Here is an 18,405-nt window from a genome sequence, read left to right as displayed (position 1 = left end):
CATGCACCACAGCCAGATCAACAGCGAGATCCGCAAGCTGATCGCCGACGGCACCGTGCTGCCGGCGCATCCCCTCGCGCTCACCGCCGAACGCCAGCTCGACAAAAAGCATCAGCGCGCGCTGACGCGCTATTACATCGAAGCCGGCTCCGGCGGCCTTGCGGTCGGCGTGCACACCACGCAGTTCGCGATCCGTGACGTCGGCCTCTATCGTCCCGTGCTGGAGCTCGCCGCCGAGACGGCGGCGAACTGGACCAAGCGTCCGCTGGCGCTGGTCGCGGGCCTCGCCGGTCCGACTAGGCAGGCCACCGCTGAAGCCCGCACCGCGCGCGACATCGGCTATCACGCAGGGCTCCTCAGTCTCGCTGCGATGAAGAGGGCGTCGGAGGACGAGATCATCGCGCATTGCGCAGCGGTCGCAGCCGAAATTCCGCTGGTCGGCTTCTATCTTCAGCCGACGGTCGGCGGCGTGGTCCTGTCGAGCCGGTTCTGGCAGCGCTTTGCCTCGATCGACAATGTCATCGCGATCAAGATCGCGCCGTTCAACCGCTACCGGACCCTTGATGTTTTGCGCGGCGTCGCGGCAGCCGGCGCGCTCGACCGCGTTGCGCTCTATACCGGCAATGACGACCACATCCTGCTCGACCTGATGCTGCCGTTCGACCTCCGCGATAACGGAATCACCACGCGCACTTATTTCAAAGGCGGCCTGCTCGGCCACTGGTCGGTGTGGACGGCGAGCGCGATCAAACAGTTCGAGCGCTGCAAAGCGGCACGGCACAAGGACAGCGTGCCGGCCGATTTGCTCGCGCTCGATGCCCGCGTCACCGATTGCAACAGCGCATTCTTCGACGTCGCCAACGATTTTCACGGCTGCATCGCCGGCTGCCATGAGGTGCTGCGACGGCAGGGCCTGATGCAGGGCCTGTGGTGCCTCGATCCGAACGAGGGCCTGAGCCCCGGCCAGAAGGACGAGATCGAGCGCGTGTACCGCGAGCATTCCGACCTCAGCGACGACGCGTTCGTGGCCGCAAACTTGGATAAATGGCTGGCATGAGCTCAAGCCCCTTTATCAGCCTGCAAGGCGTCCGCAAGGTCTATCGCAGCGGCGGCGCCGAATTCCTGGCGGTGTCCGACGTCACCATGGACGTGCAGGAGGGTGAGCTGGTCTCGCTGGTCGGCCCGTCCGGCTGCGGCAAGACCACCGTGATGAAGATTTTGGCCGGCTTGCACGACGCCGACGGCGGCACGGTGAAGATCGGCAACGCCAAAAGCCCGTTCGATCCGACCCGCGACATTGGCATGGTGTTCCAGCAGGCGTTGCTGCTGAAATGGCGGACGATCCTGGACAACGTGCTGCTGCCGGCAGAGATCGTCGGTCTTCCGATGAAGGCCGCGCGCGAGCGGGCGCGCGATCTGCTCAATCTGGTGGGTCTTGCCGGCTACGAGCAGAAATATCCGCGAGAGTTGTCCGGCGGCATGCAGCAGCGCACCGCCATCGCGCGCGCCTTCATTCACGACCCGAAACTGATCCTGATGGACGAGCCGTTCGGCGCGCTGGACGCGCTGACGCGCGAGCAGATGAATCTAGAGATGCTGCGGATCTGGCGCGAGAGCGGCAAGACCATCATCTTCATCACGCACTCGATCCAGGAGGCCGTGTTCCTGTCCTCGCACTGCGCCGTGCTGACGGCGGGACCTGCGAAGATGGCCGATTATTTCCCCATCGACCTGCCCTTCCCACGGGCTCTGCCGCTGAAGACGACGGACGCGTTCGGCGCCTATGCGCGCCGGATCTACGAGAAGCTGGGGCTGGGGGCGGCTTAATTCAGCGCACGATAGATGCCATAGGGTGGGCAAAGCGACTTGTCCGCCGTAGCTCGAAGAGCGAAGGCGGAAGCGTGCCCACCATGGCGAGTCAAGCAAGCAGTGGTGGGCACGGCGCAAGTGCGCCTTTGCCCACCCTACGGGAGTTTGCGCGATCAAGCCTTGTTGCGCATCTTGCCGAGCAGATAATTGTCGTAAAAATTCTCCGCGATCTGCGTGTAGAACAGCAGCTCCTTCATATAGGCGTCGTGGCTTTCCTTGGTGCGCTTGAACAGGTCGCTTTTGGTGGCGAGCTCGTTCAGATGGTCCTGGGTCGCGGTGTAGCAAGCCTCCAGCACCGGCTGCGGAAACGCCTTCAGCTCCGCGCCATTGGCGATCAGCCGCTTCAGCGCCGCCGGATTCACGCTGTCGTATTTCTCGAGCATCCAGGCGCCCGCGGCCGACGCGGCCTGGTTGACGATCGCCTGGTACTGCTTCGGCAGCGAAGCCCACTTCTCGTCGTTGACGATCATGTGCAGCATGGCGCCGCCTTCCCACCAGCCGGGGAAGTAGTAATATTTGGCGACCTTCTGGAAGCCGAGCTTCTCGTCGTCATAGGGGCCGACGAATTCGACTGCGTCGATCGTGCCCTTCTCCAGCGCCGGATAGATGTCGCCGCCCGCGATCTGCTGCGGGACCACGCCGAGCCGCGCCAGCACATGACCACCCATGCCGGCGATGCGGAATTTCAGGCCCTTGAGATCGTCGACGGTCTTGATCTCCTTGCGGAACCAGCCGCCCATCTGGGTGCCGGAATTGCCGCAGAGGATGGCGTGCGCCTTGAACGGCTTCAGCGCCTCGTTGGTGAGGTCGGCGCCGCCGCCGAAATGCCACCAGGATTCCTGATGGCGATGGTTCATGCCGAACGGCGCGCCGGTGGCATAGGCCAGCGCCGGCTCCTTGCCGATGTAGAAATAGAGCGGGGTCTGCGCCATGTCGACAGAAGCGGTGCTGACCGCATCGAGCGCCTGCAGGCCGGGAACGAGCTCGCCGGCCGCGAAGGTCTGGATCTGGAATTTGTTGTCGGTGGCCTCGGCAACATATTTCGCAAAAGTCTGAGCGGTGCCGTAGATAGTGTCCAGCGACTTCGGGAAGCTCGAGGTCAGGCGCCATTTGATCTCGGGCGCGCTTTGCGCGATCGCAGGTGCGGCAACCAGCGTCGTCGCGCCGGCAACCGCGCCGCCCTTGAGGAATGTACGGCGTTTCATGATGGTCTCTCCCTGAACTATGTTTCAACGTATCGGCTTGAGCGCGATCTTCGCAGACCATGGCCTGTTGCTATAGCGGAGTTCAACTAGTGAGCGGTAGCCCGGATGGAGCGCAGCGCAATCCGGGAATCTTCCCAAATTTCCCGTGTCGCTCTCAGAGCAGCTTGGCGCTCACAAACAGCGCGCGCACGGCGTTGGTCGCCTGCACCACGAGCATGGCGTTCTCGGCGGCACCTTCGAGCGCCGCGACCGCGTCTTCATGCAGCGAGCGGAATTCCATCCACTCGACCGATTTGAAATTGGTGAGGAATTGATAGGCCTGGCCGACGGTCGCGATCGCCAGCGTGTCGCCGTTCAGCTTGATCTTGAACGTCGTGCGCAGCGGGGTCTCGGAACTTTGCGGATCACTCATGGGCTGCTTCTGGACGATGACGGCTTAACGAAAGGAAAACGGCAGCCCCGCCGTAGCAGGCGAATATCCGGAGCAGATATCAGGACTCGGTGCTCGCGCGCTGCGAGGCGGTCGCCGATGGGGTCAGCCTCGGCACCACGACCAGACGGTTGAACTCACCGTTGTCGTAGGCTTTCATGAATCGATCATAGTCCTTGATCGAAACGCAGCCGTTGGAGTCGCCACGAGGCCCGAGCATGTAATTGTGGGTGAGCAGGCCGACGCGGCCGAGCGCGCTGGTGCCCTCGGCGGGCGTCAAGCGCAGTGCGCGGACGCCGTGAAACAGTTTTTCGCGCGGCTTCAGGTCGTAGGTCGCAGGCGGGGTCGCGCCAACCATGCGCTGGTCGACGTGCTCCGGGTCGTCCATCAGCGCGCCCATGCCGGAATGCGCTTCCAGCGCGATGCCGCTCGGCAGGTAAAGCGCCTTGGCCGAGATGTCGTAGACCGCGGTGCGCGAATCGTAGCCAAGCGCGGCGAGATCCGGCGCCTTGCCGAACAGGCCGCTGTCGGGCGTCAGCGAGGCCAGCCTGATCTTGTCGGTGAATTTTTCGAAGAAATTGCGGTTGTCGACCCGGGGGTTGGTCTCGGCATAAGCCTGGCTCGAGGCAATCTGGGCGGAGATGTCCGCCTGGGGCGGGCGCGAGCGCGGCATCGGGATGGCGTCAGCACGCTGCGATTGTCTCGTCTCCTCGGACATATGCCGGTCGTCATCGGTCAGGGTCGAGCGCCAGTCGTCGCCCTGGAGCTTCTGGGCGAGCATCGCCTTGGCATCGCGCAATTTGAGCTGGACTGCATTGACCGCGGAGCGCTCCAGCGTTCGCAGGCCGAGCTCGCGGGCGGGCGGACTGCTGGAAGCCGAAGCGAATCGATCATCGAACGAAGGCGCATTGGCCGGCGGCAGTGCGGCGGTGACCAGCGAGGCCGAACCGCCGATATCCGCGACCCAGGCGGCAGCGCCCAGTGCCAGCGCGACGGCGGCCAGAGACAGCAATATGGTCTCGGCTCGCCCAATACGGCGGCGCGACAATAGCCCCTCGGCTCGTGCCCGGTCGGAAACCATCAGATCCCCAAAATCGACCCCCGAGGGGACCCACCCCCACCCGGAGATTCTCTACCAGCTACCACATTGGGAGCCAAAAGTTAGGCATAATCGCGGCCGGCAAGGGCCCCGGCAAGCCATTCCAGGGTATCCCAAGGTATCTTATGACCGATCCGTTCGATCTAGAGCGCTTTGTCCGGGCCCAGGACCCGGTCTATGGCGACGTCCAGGGGGAGCTGACCCGGGGCCGAAAGCAGAGCCACTGGATGTGGTTCGTCTTCCCGCAGGTCGCCGGTCTCGGCTTCAGCGCCATGTCCCAGCGCTACGCCATCACCTCCCGCGCCGAGGCCCAGGCCTATCTCGCCCACCCCATCCTCGGTCCGCGCCTGATCGAATGCACGCGGCTCGTGCTCGCCGTCGAGGGCCGGACCATCAGCGCCATCCTCGGCGCGCCCGATGATGCCAAATTCCGCTCGTCGATGACGCTGTTCGACGCGGTGTCCGACGAGCGCGTTTTCGACGAGGCGCTCGCCCGGTATTTTTCGGGCAAGCGCGATCAGGCAACGCTCGATATCCTCGCGGCCCTTGAGCGACAGCCCAAGTGACCGCAGCCACCAGCGTAAACCCGGGATTAACATCGCCTGCCTATTGTCCGTGCAAATAATTTCCCGCGCCAGTTGCCGGACAGAATCATGAAAATCGGTACGCTCCTGACCACCGCCATCGTCTCGCTCTCGACAGTGGGCGGCGGCCTCGCCGTCTACGTCGCCGTGACGAAATACCAGACGATGGAACGGATCACCGAAGCGCAGGGGCGGCTGGCGATCGTCCGGGCCGTCAGCGACATCCCGCGCTACCTCAATCCCGAGCGCGGCTTTTCCACCAACATCCTCTACGGCCCTCCCGCGGTCGACCCGGCGCTGCTTGCCGAGCAGGACAAGCTGCGCAAGCAGACCGATGCCGCCCGCGACAGGATGAACGCGCTGCGCAAGGACCTGCCCGGCCCGTTCGATGACGGCAACACCACCGGCGGCAACATCGACGCCATCAATTCGAAGTTCACGGCGCTGCGCGAGGCCATCGACAAGGCGATGTCGGGCCCGGCGGAGGCGCGCAAGGACGCCGCCAAGAAGATCGTCGCCGACAACGCCGTGCTCAACGCCGGCGTGACGGCGCTACTCAACGAGCAGGTCCGGCGCATGGCGATCCTCAACGGCGATGCCTACCGGCAGGCCAGCTACGCCAACATCGCGATGACATTGCGCGACGTGGGCGGCTTCAACTCCAGCCTGCACAAGAACCTCGTCGGAGGCAAAAAGCCGGCGACCGACACCGAGAAGGCCGAGATCAGCCGCTCGCAGGGCCGCAACGATCAGATCGTGATGTCGCTGCTGGAGTTGCGCGGCAATCCCGCAACGCCGGCGAACGTCGCCGCCGCGCTGGAGAAATTCAACGCGATCTACATCGAAGAGTTCGGCCGCGAGCTCAAGCTGGTGAAGGAGGGTGCGGTCACCGGCAAGTACGAACACGACATGGACACCTATTACACCGCCACGCAGCGTGGCCTCAGCACTATCATCGAGGTCCGGGACGCCTTCTACGACAACGCCGAGCAGATTCTCGCCGGTGCATCCACCGCGGCCCACACCAGCTTCACCATCGCACTCGCGGGACTCCTCGCCGTGCTGATCGCCAGCGCCGGCCTCATCGTAACGGTCCGCCGCCGCGTCTGCGCCCCGATCGTCAACCTGACGACGCGGATGTCGCGGCTTGCCGAAGGCGAGGTCACGGAAGAGATTCCCGGCGCCGAGCGCTCCGATGAAATCGGTGCCATGGCCGCGGCGGTCCGGGTCTTCAAGGACAACATGATCAGGGCCGACAGCCTCGCGGCCGAGAAGCAAGCCGAGAACGACGGCAAGATGCGCCGCGCACAGGCGCTCGACGGGATCACCCGCGCGTTCGAAGCCAAGGTCACCGAGCTCGTCGGCGGCTTGTCCCGCGCTTCAGCCACCATGGAAAGCACGGCGCAGTCGATGACCTCGACGGCTGCCCAGACCAACAGCCAGGCCGCCGTCGTCGCCGCCGCCTCACAGCAGACATCGAGCAACGTGCAGACGGTCGCGAGCGCCACCGAGGAGCTGACCTCTTCGATTTCGGAGATCGGCCGTCAAGTGGCCCAGTCCACCGAGATCGCGGCCCGCGCCGTCGACAACGCCCGCCGCACCGGCGACACCGCCCGTGCGCTGGCCGAGGGCGCGCAGAAGATCGGCGACGTCGTCACGCTGATCCAGAGCATCGCCGAGCAGACCAATTTGCTGGCGTTGAACGCGACCATCGAGGCCGCCCGCGCCGGCGACGCCGGCCGCGGCTTCGCGGTAGTTGCTGCCGAGGTGAAATCGCTGGCGGGCCAGACCGCCAAGGCCACCACCGAAATCTCCGAGCAGATTTCGGCGATCCAGGCCGCGAGCGACGAGACCGTCACCGCGATCCGCAACGTCGCCGACGTCATCGGCGAGATCGACCAGATCGGCACCGCGATCGCGGCCGCGATCGAGGAACAGGGCTCGGCGACCAAGGAGATCGCCCGCAGCGTCCAGGAAGCCGCGCGCGGCACCCAGGAGGTCAACACCAACATTTCAGGCGTGCAGCGCGCCGCCGACGACACCGGTACGGCCGCGCGGGAGGTGCTGGGCGCAGCCGAGCAGCTCTCGTCCCAGTCACGCGATCTCGCCGGACAGTTCGACCGCTTCCTCGGTGAGGTCAGGTCGGCGTAAGGGCTTAGTACGGCGGCGCCTTGCGCGCCCGCTGCGCCTTGGCCGCCTCGATCCACCATGCGAGATCGTCGGCGAAGCGCGGGAACGAGCGTTCCAGCGCTTTGCCGCCCTCGCCGATCGGTTCACCCGCTTCCGACAGCGTCTGTGCGATCGGGCCGACGCCGATGGTGCTCGACACCACCACCATGCCCATCTCCGACAACGTGCCATGCCAGGCGGTCGAGGCACGCGCGCCGGACAGGCGGCCGGCCGAGTAGCTCACGATCGCGGCTGGGCGCCAGAACCACTCCTCGAGGAAGTGGTCGGTGAGATTCTTCAGGCCCGGCTGGATGCCCCAATTGTATTCGCCGGTGACGAAGACGAAACCATCTGCGCCGCGGATCTCTCCGGCGAGCTTCTCCAGCGCCTCGGGTGCGGAGCCCTTGGGGTATTCCTTGTACATGCGATCGAGCATCGGCAGGCCGATCGCCTTGGCGTCGATAAACACGACGTCGTCGCCGCGGGCGCGCAGGCGATCGATGACGAAATTCGCTAGGCGTATGCCCATGCGGTCGGAACGGTAGGAACCGTAGAGGACGAGAATGCGATTGCTCATGGGCAGCAGTATAGCACGGATCATCAGGCCGGCCCTCAACGTTTTGACGCGCTAAGTTCGCCGTCCGGATTCAAGCGTTTGCGAAGGTGTCTCGCCGAACTGGTCGCGATAGCTTCTGGAGAAGTCGCCGAGATGCCAGAAGCCGAACGCCAGCGCGACGGCCTTGACACTATCGGCACCCGCGAGCAGCCGCTGACGCACCAGCCACAGCCGCCGCAGGCGCAAGTAGCGGTGCAGGCTCATTCCACGATAGCGGCGGGCGACGTCGTGCATGGTGCGAACGGACAAGCCGAGTTTGCGCGCGATCTCGTCGCTGTAGATGGGCAGCGAGAGGTCGTCGGAAAGCAGCGCGCGGATGTCCTGAAAGACTTTGAAGTTGCGCTCGTCATTGGGGCGCAGGGTCCATCGCGCGGGAACGATACTTTCGAAAATTGCGTCCGCAGCGCCGAGCAGGGTCTCCTTCATGCCGGCCGCCTTCAGCGGCAAGTCGGGCGAGGCGACGGGCTCCGACGCGGCTTCCAAGACTTCCCGGACCACACCGCGAAGCCGGCTCAAGCCCGCAGCGGTCGTTTCGAAGATGTTGAAGCAGAGGGTTGCTTGTGGCCAGCCGCGATCCGTCACCTCCGGCCTGAACACCACCGAGGCGATTTGCCGCTGCACCTCCTCGATGATGGTGTAAGCCGCGCCGCCGCTGCCGATGACGATAACGGGTCGTATACGCCGCGCGCCGTTGAATCGAACGGTCACGTCCAAATCGTCCATCGTGAATCCGATCGCGGTACAATTCTCGACGAGCTGTGCGTCGACGACCCGCGGAAATGCCCGCGTCAAATTCACGTCGCAGCCGGGTAGCGACAGAATACTCTGCTCGGCCGAAATCCTCCGTACAAAAGGCGTGAACTCGAAGTCGAGCCCTCGTATGGCGTTTCGAAATTCATCGACGTCGGAAGCGAAATACCTTTGGCGCCAGCGTCGGCGGATCATCACTTCTATTCATGGCAATATGAACTTCGCGTCGCAACACACGCGTCCGGCGACGATGCCGGCCCGCTTCTGCGCTCCGTGTGCCTTAAGTCTGAAAGAATCACTTCGAACTATGCCGACCAGTTGGCGAGCGTCGAAGTCCAAGGACAAGGCGGCGCATCAAATCTCGCCAATTTTCGATAGCGTTTTCCGTGTGGCCAGCGGTGCAGATATACCTAGACGAGCAAAATCCAAACTTCAAATTAACGTCTGTCGGGCGGAATAGGTGCAGTTCGATAGTCCAAATTAATTTTAGGTCAGGCCCCTGCCATGATGGCAAATTCGCCTGCTGATATTCTTGCTGAATTGGAAGAGGTGGTCGCAACCTACCCACCGCACCGTTGCGCACGCATTCTCGCCGGCATGGTGCAGTTGCTCACTGGCAGCCGCGGCCAGTGCCGGGAATTGCTCGTCAACGTGGTCGACGGTGTTCTGCTGCGATTGACGGAACGGGTCGAGGCCAGCGCACTGGTTCAGCTCAGCACGGCGCTCGCGGAACTTGACATCGCGCCTCCCGAAACATTGTGGCGTCTCGCCTCGCACGATAGTCCGGACGTGGCATGTCCTGTGTTGCTCAAGTCGCGTGCACTTTCCGCAGCCGATCTCGAGGCTGTCATTGACTCCCGTGGCGAGTGGCATCGACGCGCGATCGCCGCGCGCAGCGACATCGCGCCGACGGTGACTGAGGCGCTGATCAAGCACGGCGGCCCGATCTGCCTTGACCTGATCAAGAACCAGGGAACGAAATTCTCCGACGCAGCCTATGCAGCGCTAATTGCCAAGGCCGACCAGGACGGCGAGATCGCGAAGGCGCTGGTGCTCCGGCCCGGCACGCCCGATCTGGTCGTGCGCAAGCTGCTCTCCGCCCCACCAGCCCGGAAGGCACCCGCCCCGTCCGCCGCAGCGCCGGTGCCGGAAGCGGAGCCGGCTCCGCCAAAGCGGCCTTGCCGGGCCGACTACGCGGGCGCGAGGCCCGAGATCGTCGCCCTCAACCGCATCGGCAAGCTCAACGATTCCACGGTGAACCGCTTTGCGATCCGCGGCGAGACGGCCAATTTATTCACGGCGCTGTCGGTGCTTTCAGGGGCGCCGCTCGAAATTATCGAGCATGTCGCGAGCGATGACGATTGCGAGGGGCTGGTCATGGCGTGTCGGGCGTCGCGGCTAAACTGGCAGACCACCCTTACCATCCTGAGCAACCGCAGCGGAAAAAGGCTCTCCTATTCCGAGCGCGAGCGCGCGCAACGGATCTTCGAGACGCTGCTTCTGTCCACCAGCCAATGGACAGTGCGATGGGGGCAAATAGTAGCAAACGCCAGCACAGGCGACCCGGGAAATCGCAGCCCGAAGATGGGGGTTAGCCGATGAAGTTCGACGGTCGCAAAGCGATGCGCGTAAAAATGGATCACAAGCAGCCTGTCAATCTAATGGGCTCGGACGGCACTTGGCGGCGCAGTTGCGTTTTGCTCGACATATCGCAAAGCGGTGCAAAGATCGAGGTCGAGGGCACGCTCGACGTGCTCCAGGCCAAGGAATTCTTCCTGCTGCTGTCCTCGACGGGGCTCGCCTACCGGCGCTGCGAACTGGTCTGGATCGACGGCACCACGGCCGGCGTGCACTTCGTCACCGCAGACGGCAAGAAGAAACCGGCAGCCGCTGTGCAGGCTGCCGCTCAGAGCAAATAGGCCCAAGGATTCATCAGCCCGATCCAACTCCAGCATGATTCAGGTCAACCTTGCAGAACGCGCGAACTATATCCCGCCCCGTCAAAGGCGACGGCGGCATCCGAGAGAAGGAAGCGGCACGCCCATTCGTGCATGTGCTGGCTGACTCCTCGGAAAAATTGTCGAGCGTCTGTTCGATTCTCGAGCAACGGTTTGCCGTCGCAGGCGAACGGCTCGACGCAGAAGCCAAGCTGTCCCAGATGCCGTTCGCGATCGTCATCCGTGCGGAATTGCGTGACGTCCACACCATCGCGGCCATCAAGAAACGAGCCATAAAGTTCGCAAAGGCAACGAAGCGCATCTTCCTGGTCGAGCACCCCTCTCACATGAGTATCTCGCAGGCCTACGCGCTCGGGGCCACGCTCGTCCTTCCCGGGACGATCGACAAGATCAAGCTGCTGGCAGCGCTGGCTGATTCCGCCGAAGAGGCGTCTGCTTCCTCAGGTCAGGCGCCGCAGCAGGACAATGCCGTCGAGGCCGCGGCGACGGCGATCGCGTCGATGTTCACTGCCGTCGCGCTCGGCGAGCCCATCGATGTCGACGGCACGAAGGAAGCCGGCCGCAAGATCGCTGATCGCATCACCCAGCATGGCTTGTCCGAGTGGCTCACCACTGTGCGGCGCCACCACGAGGGAACCTACCAGCACTGCCTGCTCGTGACCGGCGTTGCGATCGACTTCGGACTGAGTCTCGGTGTGGGCCGCGCCGATCTCGAGCGGCTGTATTCGGCGGCCATGTTCCACGACCTCGGCAAGGCCCGGATCCCGCTTGCCATCCTCGACAAGCCCGGCCGTCTCGATCCGGCCGAACGTGCCATGATCGAGACTCACCCGATTGCGGGTTACGATTTCCTGAAAGACCACGACAATATCTCACCGGAGATCCTCGATGCCGTGCGGCATCATCACGAATTTCTTGACGGCAGCGGCTATCCGGATGCACTCGGGGCCGAGAGTATTGGCGACATCGTGCGGATTCTCACGATCTCGGACATCTTCGCGGCCCTGATCGAGTATCGGCACTACAAGCCGACGCTGCCACGCAGCGAAGCCTATGACATCCTATGCGGGATGAGCGGAAAGTTGGAGAAGGCGCTGCTGACCGCGTTCAGGCAGGTCGCTCTCACGAGGTAAGCGCAGCAACCCGTCTCGACCCCAGTCTAGTGCGCGGCGCGATGTCTGGTGCGGCGCGGAACGGTCCGGCAGGCGAGCCCTTCGGCCAGCAGCTTCATGTCCTCGTGCCGGCCGCTGCGGATCAGCCGGCCGAACTCTTCGGGTGTGAAAGGAAGACTTGGATCATCATCGATCGGACGCCGCACTCGCGGGCCGAAGAACCGTCGAACCAGGCTAGCGAGCCGCCGCATGTCAATTCCCTCGCGCCAGCATCAAACCTTTCAGTCCGCACATTGTTCCTCCTGCACGATCGAGATTGCAAGAGGCCGCCAAGCGGTCCGCACCAAAAATTTCGGCGAGAGAATAATCTCCTCTGCCCGCACTACTCGGCGAATCCGACGTAGCGCACGAAATCGTCGTTGCCCTCGCGATCGGAGCGCACCGCGTTCGCGGCAAAGTTGTCGTCAGGATAGCCCATCGCGACGCAGGTCATGATCACCTCGTCCTCCGGAATGTTTGCGACCTCGCGCACGATGTCAGAGCGCATGATGCCCTGCCCGTTGATAACCGAACCGAGACCGCGGTCCCAGGCCGCGAGCACGATGCCGTAGCAGAGCGCGCCCAGGTCGAAATGGCAGACCGCGCCGGGATCGAGCACGCGGTCATAGGTCAAGACCAGCGACACCGGCGCATCGAACTGGCGGAAGCCGCGCAGCACCCAGTCCTGCCGCATCGGCTTGTCGTCGCGCGCGATCCCCATCGCGCCGAACAGTTTCTTGGCGACGTCGACTTGCCGGGCCCGGTGCACGCCCTGATACTCGCCGTGACTGACGATGTCGCGCTTCACCTTGGCGCCGCCAACCATCTCCTCCATGTTGCGTCGGCGCAGCTGTTCCAGCGGACCGCCCGTGAGCACGTGGACGTGCCAGGGCTGGGTGTTCATCGACGAGGGCGCACGCTTGGCGCTGTCGATGATCGCTTCGATCACCGCGCGCGGCACCGGCTCGTTCCTGAAGCCGCGCACGCTGCGGCGCGACTGGACCAGCGTTTCGAATTCCACCTCAAGACCTCCCTGCCCGTTCATCCCCTGGCGCGCCAACACGCGAGCGGTTGCCGATGCGGCGCGCAATATCTATGCTAACCCGCAAGCAAGACCAAGAACCCTGTGAGGATCCCATGAAAGCCAACATGGCTGCACCGCTCGATCCCGTCATCGCCCAGATCATTCCGCTGCTGCCGATGCGCGATGCCACGACGATGACGCCACAGAGCGCCCGCGATTCCTTGCGTGCACTGGCTGCCTCACGCGCGGCCATAGCGCCACCACCGGTCGACATCATCGCGGATATCAAGGTGAAAGGCGGCGCCGGTCCGCTGGATGCACGGGTCTACCGCGTCGGCACCACGCCGGCGCCGACCGTGGTGTTCTTCCATGGTGGCGGCTGGGTCGCGGGCGACCTCGAGACCCACGACCGGCAGGCACGCAACCTTGCGATCGAGACGGGCGCGGTCGTCGTCTCCGTCGATTATCGCCGTCCGCCCGAAACGCGTTTTCCCGGCGCGTTCGAGGACGCCTTTGCCGCGGTCAGCGACGTGTTTGGCCGCGTCGCGGAATTTGGCGGCGATGCAAAACGCTTCAGCGTTGCCGGCGACAGCGCCGGCGGCAATCTCGCCGCCACCACCGCGATCGCCTGCCGCGACGCCGGCATCAAGCTCGCGGCGCAACTCCTGGTCTACCCCGTGACCGACGTCCTCGGGAGTTATGCGGACGCGCGCGAGAACGCACGCTTCCCCTCGCGCGCCGAGAATGCCGAAGGCTACTTCCTCTCGCGCGCCGTGATGGAGTGGTTTTGCGGTCATTATCTCGCCGATCCCTCTCATGCGACCGACTGGCGCGTTTCACCGCTACGCGCGGCTTCGCTCGCCGGCGTCGCGCCCGCGATCGTCACCACCGCCTGGTTCGATCCCCTGCGCGACGAAGGTGCAGCCTACGCACGGGCGCTGGAGGCAGCCGGTGTGCCGGTGAAGCATCATGAAGGCCCCGGCCTGATCCACGGCTATTTCGGCCTCGGCGACGCCTCCGAGGTGGCGCGTGCCGAAGCGCAGCGCGCACGCGCGGACTTCAAGGCGCTTCTCGCGCGCGGCGCCTGAGGGCGATATCCGGAGCGGCAGGATCGACCGCCGCGCCGGGCGGCGTTCAGGACTTGGCAGCGGGCACCTCGAAGAAGCCCGTCGCCTGAACGAGGCGGCCATCGTCGCCGAAACGGCCGAAGCTCTCGCCCGTGACGAACACGCGACCGGCGCCGTCATACATCGTCCAGCGAAAAAGCCCTTGATCATGGTGCTCGAGGAAGCTGTCATTCCTGAAATGCGCGCCAGGAAACTTGAGCTGGGTTTGACCGATGCGCGCCATCAAGGCGTCGCGTCCCTCAACCTGCGAGCCCGGATCGGTATACACGCAGTCCGCGACCACGCTTTGCTCGAGCAGCCGACGCCGCTCGTCCTCATCGATGGGTCCCCACGCCGCCTGATAGGTGTTCCAGGTCTTCAGTCGCGCTTCATCGTTCATCTCGCAGAACCTCTCGTGGCCTCATGCCGCTTTCGGTCACATTGACAATTATTGATATTTTGTCAATATGACCCGACGTTCAGTTCCGGCGCTTGTGAGGCTCATGGCTCGTTCCAGCATTTCGAAAGAAGAGCTCGCCGTCGAGGCTGCGACGGAGGTCTTCTCCCGCTACGGCCATGCCCGCACGACGATGGGCGACATCGCCGCCAGGGCGGGAATGTCGCGGCCGGCGCTGTATTTGCTCTTCCCCGACAAGGACGCCGTGTTCGCGGCGGTGATCCAGCGAATGGACGAGCAGAAGCATCGGGAGATCAGGGCCGCAATCGCGCGCCTCGACGGCCTTCACGCCAGGCTGCTCCACGCCTGTAAATCCTGGGGATCGCATGGCTTCGACCTGATCGAGGCGCATCCCGATTCGGCAGATCTGTTCGACCTCCGTTTCCCCGCAGTTCGGAAGGTCTACGACAACTTCCAGTATTTGGTCGCCGACCTCATCCGCGATCAGGTGAAGGCCGCCGGGATAGCGGTCGAGCCGGAGGTGCTGGCGCGATGCCTGGTGTTCGGCATGCGGGGACTGCGCGAAACCGCCAGGAACGGCAAGGAGATGCGGCGGCTGATCGCCGTTCAGGTCACCACGCTCGTCAGAAGCATCAATGACGGCACTTGAGCTTCGAAGAGCCGCCTACCGCGCCTTCCCCGCCCGCTGCGCGTCGGTGTGCCCCCACGTTTGGTCCCAATCCTGACCGGCGGCATCGACGACGCGGCCGTCGGCTTCGAAGAACTTGTTCGGCACCTGGAAGATCGCCAGGATCAGGGCGCCCTCCGGGCACCAGGCGGCATGCCGGCTGCCCGCCTCGCGCCAGATGAATTCGCCGGCCTTGCAGGTAACCCCCTTGGCCGGTCCCTCGTTGTCGACGAGAGCGCCCTCGATGACATAACTCTGCTCGACGCCGACATGCTCGTGATCGGGCAGCACCGATCCCGGCGCAAAGCGCATCAAGGCCGTCATCAGACCGCTGCTGCGATCGAACAGCAGCGTCTTGGCCTCGCAGCCGGGAAAGCGCGTCTTCTGCCATTCCATCTCTTGCGGCCGAACCAGGTGAGAATGCCGGTCAGAAGCGGCATCCGGCATGTTCGCAATCAGGGTCTCCATTACGATGCTCCCTTTCGGCTAAACTCGCCTGAAGCTAGCAGGATCGCCCGTCCCGGTCAGCGAGCAGTGCAGCAGGCGTCGGCCCTTTCGTACCCGCGGTCGGAAAATCGCCAGCAAGACCGGGCGGCAGGCGCTCATCCAGCTTGATTGCGCCACGATTTCCGGCTCCAATCCGCGTGCCATTTCTGGTTTAGGGAGACAATCATGATGAAGCGGATTTTCCTGGCTGCGATCGTTGCCACGTTCGCAGCGGGTTCGGCCTTCGCGGAGGACACCTGCGAAAGCAAGGCGGTCGGCAAGGACGGCAAGGCCCTGGCTGGCGCCGCCAAGACCTCGTTCATGAAGAAGTGCAAAGCCGAAGCCTGCGCGCCCAAGGCCGTCAGCGCCGAGGGCAAGCCGCTCGCCGGCGCCGCCAAGAACAGCTTTATGAAGAAGTGCGAGATGGGCGCGTAAGGCGCCGCAAATTCGCTGCTGCTTTAGCGAGCAATCGCCAGACGAACTGCCACATGGCCGGGCTTGTCCCGGCCATTCGCGTGTGTGTTTCCGTGTACCGGCTTCCAGACCAAATCATCCGAAAGCTGCGTCGCCCTAGACAGGAGCTCTCGACTGACCGATCATGCGGTGCCGAGCGAAACGGGGCGCATCGACAAGGCTTTCTAGCAAAGGGAACGTCAAGATGTGGCAACCTCGAGTGCGTCATCACTTCATCGCGGCAATGAGCTTGCTCTTCGCGCTGCTCATCGGACTTGAAGCCGCGAACGCGCGGGGCCCGGGACTGCCCAACGTCATGGTGCTCGCAACCGGCGGCACGATCGCCGGCAGCGGGGCGAGCAGCACCACCGTGGTCGGCTACACCGCCGCCACGGTGGGCATTGAGACGCTCCTGAATGCCGTCCCCGAACTGAAAACGGTGGCTAACGTCAAGGGCGAGCAGGTTTTCCAGATCGCCAGCGAGAACATGAACAATGACTACTGGCTCAAGCTTGCCAAGCGCGTCAACACGCTGCTCGCGCAGGACGACGTCGATGGCATTGTGATCACGCACGGGACCGATACGATCGAAGAAACCAGTTATTTTCTGGACCTCGTCGTCAAGAGCAAGAAACCTGTCGTCGTCGTCGGCGCGATGCGGCCGTCGACGGCGATCAGCGCGGATGGGCCGATCAACCTCTTCAATGCGGTGATCCTCGCAGGCAGTGACGAGGCCGTCGGCAAGGGCGTGCTCGTTGCTCTCAACGATCAGATCAACGCGGCTCGCGATGTCACCAAGAACAACACCTCGACGGCGGACACCTTCCGTACCCCGGAACTCGGCTTTCTCGGCTACATGCAGGGCAACAAGCCGTACTTCTATCGTCAATCGACGCGCCGGCACACGGCGGACTCCGAATTCGACGTCTCCAGCCTCGATGTCCTGCCGCAAGTCGACATCGTGTACGGCTACGCCAACATGAACCGGGTCGCGATCGACGCGTTTGTCGCCGCCGGGGCCAAGGGGATCGTGCATGCCGGCGTCGGTGACGGCAGCCTGGCTCGCCCCGCGGTCGAGCCAGCCCTCGACGAGGCCCGCAAGAAGGGTGTCGTGATCGTGCGCAGCAGCCGGGTCGGCAACGGCATCGTCGCGCGCAACGGCGAGGCCAAGGACGACGAGCATGACTTCGTCGTCTCGGATACGCTCAATCCTCAAAAGGCGCGTATTCTGCTGATGCTGGCGCTGACCAAGACGACCGACACCAAGGAAATCCAGCGGATGTTCTATACGTACTAGAGCATTCGACGCGCGGTCGCTCCACGAACTCGTCATGCCCGGGCTTGTCCCGGGCATCCACGTTCTTGTTTCGTGCAGCCATGGTCGTGGATGGCCGGGACAAGCCCGGCCATGACGGCGACCCAGTGGTCAATCCCGCTTGAAACGATAATCAAAGGCGGCGCCGAACGGCTTGATCAGCCCGACCGTCGGCGCCGGGAAATGAATCGGCAGGATCAGCGTGTCGGTGTCGGCGACGGAAGCAAAAAACTTTCGCCGCGACACCGCGGACTGCTTCGCATCCCAATCCGGCTTGGCCGACCAGTCCGGCTCGCGGCACTGGATCTGATGATGCATGAGGTCGCCGGCGACCACCGCGCGGCGCCCCTTCGAAAAGATGTTCACGCAGCAATGGCAGGGCGAATGCCCCGGCGTCGGCGTTAGCGTGACGGTGTCGTCGAGCGCGTAATCGTCATCGACCAGCAGCGCTTGGCCTGCCTCGACGATCGGCAGGCAATTGTCGCGAAACACGGTGCCGGGCGGGTTGCGGCCCTTGGCATGCTCGGCCTCCCAGGCCGCATATTCACCCTTGTGGAAGACGTATTTCGCATTCGGAAACGTCGGCACCCAACGGCCATCGCGCAAGGTCGTGTTCCAGCCGGTGTGGTCGATATGAAGATGCGTGCAGAACACGTAGTCGATCTGCTCGAAGCCGATGCCGAGCGCGAACAGCTCGTTGCGCCAGCGTTCCTTGCCGGGAAAATCGAACGGCGGCGGATGGCCCTTGTCCTCGCCGGTGCAGGTGTCGACCAGGATGGTATAGCGCGGCGTGCGCACCACGAAGGTCTGATAGGTGATGACCATCATGCCGCGCGCGGCATCGAACACCTCCGGCTCCATGGTCGGCAGATGGTGCCTGAACACACCCTCGTCATAAGCCGGGAAAAAATCCTGCGGCCGCCGCCACGGCCCCTCCCGCTCGATCACCGCATCGATGGTGATGTCGCCGATCCGGAGTTGCTTCATGGCTATTTCGCTCCGCTTTTTTGAAACAGCGTAGCGAGAGCCCCTGAAACGTGCAAGCAAGCGAATGGATTGCAAATCTCTCGATCTGGTTGTAGCCCGGATGGAGCGAAGCGTAATC

The 18,405-nt window shown here is 63.8% G+C and carries 21 protein-coding genes; 11 read left to right on the top strand and 10 right to left on the bottom strand.

The window, feature by feature from the left end; genetic code table 11:
• Position 1: 1 nt before the first annotated feature.
• Together IVB19_RS16425 and IVB19_RS16420 are read left to right on the top strand one after the other, a co-directional pair.
• Positions 2 to 1,057 (top strand): dihydrodipicolinate synthase family protein, encoded by a 1,056-nt coding sequence (locus tag IVB19_RS16425; protein ID WP_247370929.1) that lies wholly within the window; start codon positions 2 to 4, stop codon positions 1,055 to 1,057.
• On the top strand, positions 1,045 to 1,827 hold the full coding sequence (locus IVB19_RS16420) for an ABC transporter ATP-binding protein (protein ID WP_027517626.1): 783 nt from the start codon (positions 1,045 to 1,047) through the stop codon (positions 1,825 to 1,827). The genes IVB19_RS16425 and IVB19_RS16420 overlap by 13 nt, the downstream gene beginning before the upstream one ends.
• A gap of 155 nt (positions 1,828 to 1,982) precedes the next feature.
• Here IVB19_RS16420 and IVB19_RS16415 read toward each other — a convergent pair whose 3' ends face one another.
• The 3 genes from IVB19_RS16415 to IVB19_RS16405 form a co-directional block, all read right to left on the bottom strand.
• Complete coding sequence (locus IVB19_RS16415) at positions 1,983 to 3,074, bottom strand: TRAP transporter substrate-binding protein (protein WP_247370926.1); 1,092 nt, start codon at positions 3,072 to 3,074, stop codon at positions 1,983 to 1,985.
• A 154-nt stretch (positions 3,075 to 3,228) separates the two neighbouring features.
• The gene (locus IVB19_RS16410) at positions 3,229 to 3,486 is read right to left on the bottom strand and encodes a hypothetical protein (RefSeq protein WP_007609546.1); all 258 of its coding nucleotides are present in this window, start codon (positions 3,484 to 3,486) and stop codon (positions 3,229 to 3,231) included.
• Between the two features lie 79 nt (positions 3,487 to 3,565).
• Complete coding sequence (locus IVB19_RS16405; protein ID WP_085354381.1) at positions 3,566 to 4,516, bottom strand: DUF2778 domain-containing protein; 951 nt, start codon at positions 4,514 to 4,516, stop codon at positions 3,566 to 3,568.
• 212 nt (positions 4,517 to 4,728) lie between these two features.
• Between IVB19_RS16405 and IVB19_RS16400 the strand changes: the two genes are divergently transcribed.
• Complete coding sequence (locus IVB19_RS16400) at positions 4,729 to 5,169, top strand: DUF1810 domain-containing protein (protein ID WP_247821588.1); 441 nt, start codon at positions 4,729 to 4,731, stop codon at positions 5,167 to 5,169.
• An 87-nt stretch (positions 5,170 to 5,256) separates the two neighbouring features.
• A complete protein-coding gene (locus IVB19_RS16395; protein WP_247821587.1) occupies positions 5,257 to 7,338 on the top strand; it encodes a methyl-accepting chemotaxis protein in 2,082 nt (693 codons plus the stop codon).
• A gap of 4 nt (positions 7,339 to 7,342) precedes the next feature.
• On the opposite strand, the gene IVB19_RS16390 is transcribed toward IVB19_RS16395, so the two are convergent.
• Both IVB19_RS16390 and IVB19_RS16385 read right to left on the bottom strand, forming a co-directional pair.
• The gene (locus tag IVB19_RS16390; protein ID WP_085353019.1) at positions 7,343 to 7,933 is read right to left on the bottom strand and encodes an NADPH-dependent FMN reductase; all 591 of its coding nucleotides are present in this window, start codon (positions 7,931 to 7,933) and stop codon (positions 7,343 to 7,345) included.
• 51 nt (positions 7,934 to 7,984) lie between these two features.
• Positions 7,985 to 8,680 (bottom strand): AraC family transcriptional regulator, encoded by a 696-nt coding sequence (locus IVB19_RS16385; RefSeq protein ID WP_247821586.1) that lies wholly within the window; start codon positions 8,678 to 8,680, stop codon positions 7,985 to 7,987.
• A 546-nt stretch (positions 8,681 to 9,226) separates the two neighbouring features.
• Between IVB19_RS16385 and IVB19_RS16380 the strand changes: the two genes are divergently transcribed.
• From IVB19_RS16380 to IVB19_RS16370, 3 genes are read left to right on the top strand one after another with little or no spacing between them, the layout of a single operon-like run.
• A complete protein-coding gene (locus IVB19_RS16380; RefSeq protein WP_085353018.1) occupies positions 9,227 to 10,324 on the top strand; it encodes a DUF2336 domain-containing protein in 1,098 nt (365 codons plus the stop codon).
• Entirely contained in the window at positions 10,321 to 10,641 is a 321-nt protein-coding gene (locus IVB19_RS16375; RefSeq protein ID WP_085353016.1) for a PilZ domain-containing protein, read from the top strand. Before IVB19_RS16380 ends, IVB19_RS16375 begins: the two co-directional genes overlap by 4 nt.
• A gap of 50 nt (positions 10,642 to 10,691) precedes the next feature.
• Entirely contained in the window at positions 10,692 to 11,813 is a 1,122-nt protein-coding gene (locus IVB19_RS16370) for an HD-GYP domain-containing protein (RefSeq protein WP_085353014.1), read from the top strand.
• A 26-nt stretch (positions 11,814 to 11,839) separates the two neighbouring features.
• Here the strand turns inward: IVB19_RS16370 and IVB19_RS16365 are convergent, their stop codons facing one another.
• Positions 11,840 to 12,043, bottom strand: a complete 204-nt coding sequence (locus tag IVB19_RS16365; RefSeq protein ID WP_018456356.1) for a hypothetical protein — start codon at positions 12,041 to 12,043, stop codon at positions 11,840 to 11,842.
• 131 nt (positions 12,044 to 12,174) lie between these two features.
• Positions 12,175 to 12,852 (bottom strand): nitroreductase, encoded by a 678-nt coding sequence (locus tag IVB19_RS16360; protein ID WP_247370913.1) that lies wholly within the window; start codon positions 12,850 to 12,852, stop codon positions 12,175 to 12,177.
• Positions 12,853 to 12,980: 128 nt separating this feature from the next.
• On the opposite strand from IVB19_RS16360, the gene IVB19_RS16355 reads away from it, so the two are divergent.
• On the top strand, positions 12,981 to 13,943 hold the full coding sequence (locus IVB19_RS16355) for an alpha/beta hydrolase (protein WP_247371178.1): 963 nt from the start codon (positions 12,981 to 12,983) through the stop codon (positions 13,941 to 13,943).
• 46 nt (positions 13,944 to 13,989) lie between these two features.
• On the opposite strand, the gene IVB19_RS16350 is transcribed toward IVB19_RS16355, so the two are convergent.
• Complete coding sequence (locus tag IVB19_RS16350) at positions 13,990 to 14,361, bottom strand: nuclear transport factor 2 family protein (protein ID WP_018456353.1); 372 nt, start codon at positions 14,359 to 14,361, stop codon at positions 13,990 to 13,992.
• A gap of 103 nt (positions 14,362 to 14,464) precedes the next feature.
• Between IVB19_RS16350 and IVB19_RS16345 the strand changes: the two genes are divergently transcribed.
• Positions 14,465 to 15,028 (top strand): TetR/AcrR family transcriptional regulator, encoded by a 564-nt coding sequence (locus IVB19_RS16345; protein ID WP_247368655.1) that lies wholly within the window; start codon positions 14,465 to 14,467, stop codon positions 15,026 to 15,028.
• Positions 15,029 to 15,043: 15 nt separating this feature from the next.
• Here IVB19_RS16345 and IVB19_RS16340 read toward each other — a convergent pair whose 3' ends face one another.
• Positions 15,044 to 15,514 (bottom strand): cupin domain-containing protein, encoded by a 471-nt coding sequence (locus IVB19_RS16340; protein ID WP_247370909.1) that lies wholly within the window; start codon positions 15,512 to 15,514, stop codon positions 15,044 to 15,046.
• A gap of 204 nt (positions 15,515 to 15,718) precedes the next feature.
• On the opposite strand from IVB19_RS16340, the gene IVB19_RS16335 reads away from it, so the two are divergent.
• Both IVB19_RS16335 and IVB19_RS16330 read left to right on the top strand, forming a co-directional pair.
• Positions 15,719 to 15,967 (top strand): hypothetical protein, encoded by a 249-nt coding sequence (locus tag IVB19_RS16335; protein ID WP_007591786.1) that lies wholly within the window; start codon positions 15,719 to 15,721, stop codon positions 15,965 to 15,967.
• 223 nt (positions 15,968 to 16,190) lie between these two features.
• A complete protein-coding gene (locus tag IVB19_RS16330) occupies positions 16,191 to 17,282 on the top strand; it encodes a type II asparaginase (RefSeq protein WP_275974687.1) in 1,092 nt (363 codons plus the stop codon).
• A gap of 129 nt (positions 17,283 to 17,411) precedes the next feature.
• Here the strand turns inward: IVB19_RS16330 and IVB19_RS16325 are convergent, their stop codons facing one another.
• Positions 17,412 to 18,287 (bottom strand): MBL fold metallo-hydrolase, encoded by an 876-nt coding sequence (locus IVB19_RS16325; protein ID WP_247368659.1) that lies wholly within the window; start codon positions 18,285 to 18,287, stop codon positions 17,412 to 17,414.
• Positions 18,288 to 18,405: the final 118 nt, after the last annotated feature.

Source organism: Bradyrhizobium sp. 187 (assembly GCF_023101005.1).
GTDB classification, from domain to species: domain Bacteria; phylum Pseudomonadota; class Alphaproteobacteria; order Rhizobiales; family Xanthobacteraceae; genus Bradyrhizobium; species Bradyrhizobium canariense_D.
Note: the sequence above shows the minus strand (reverse complement) of the source record. Positions and strands in the feature narration are given on the sequence as shown.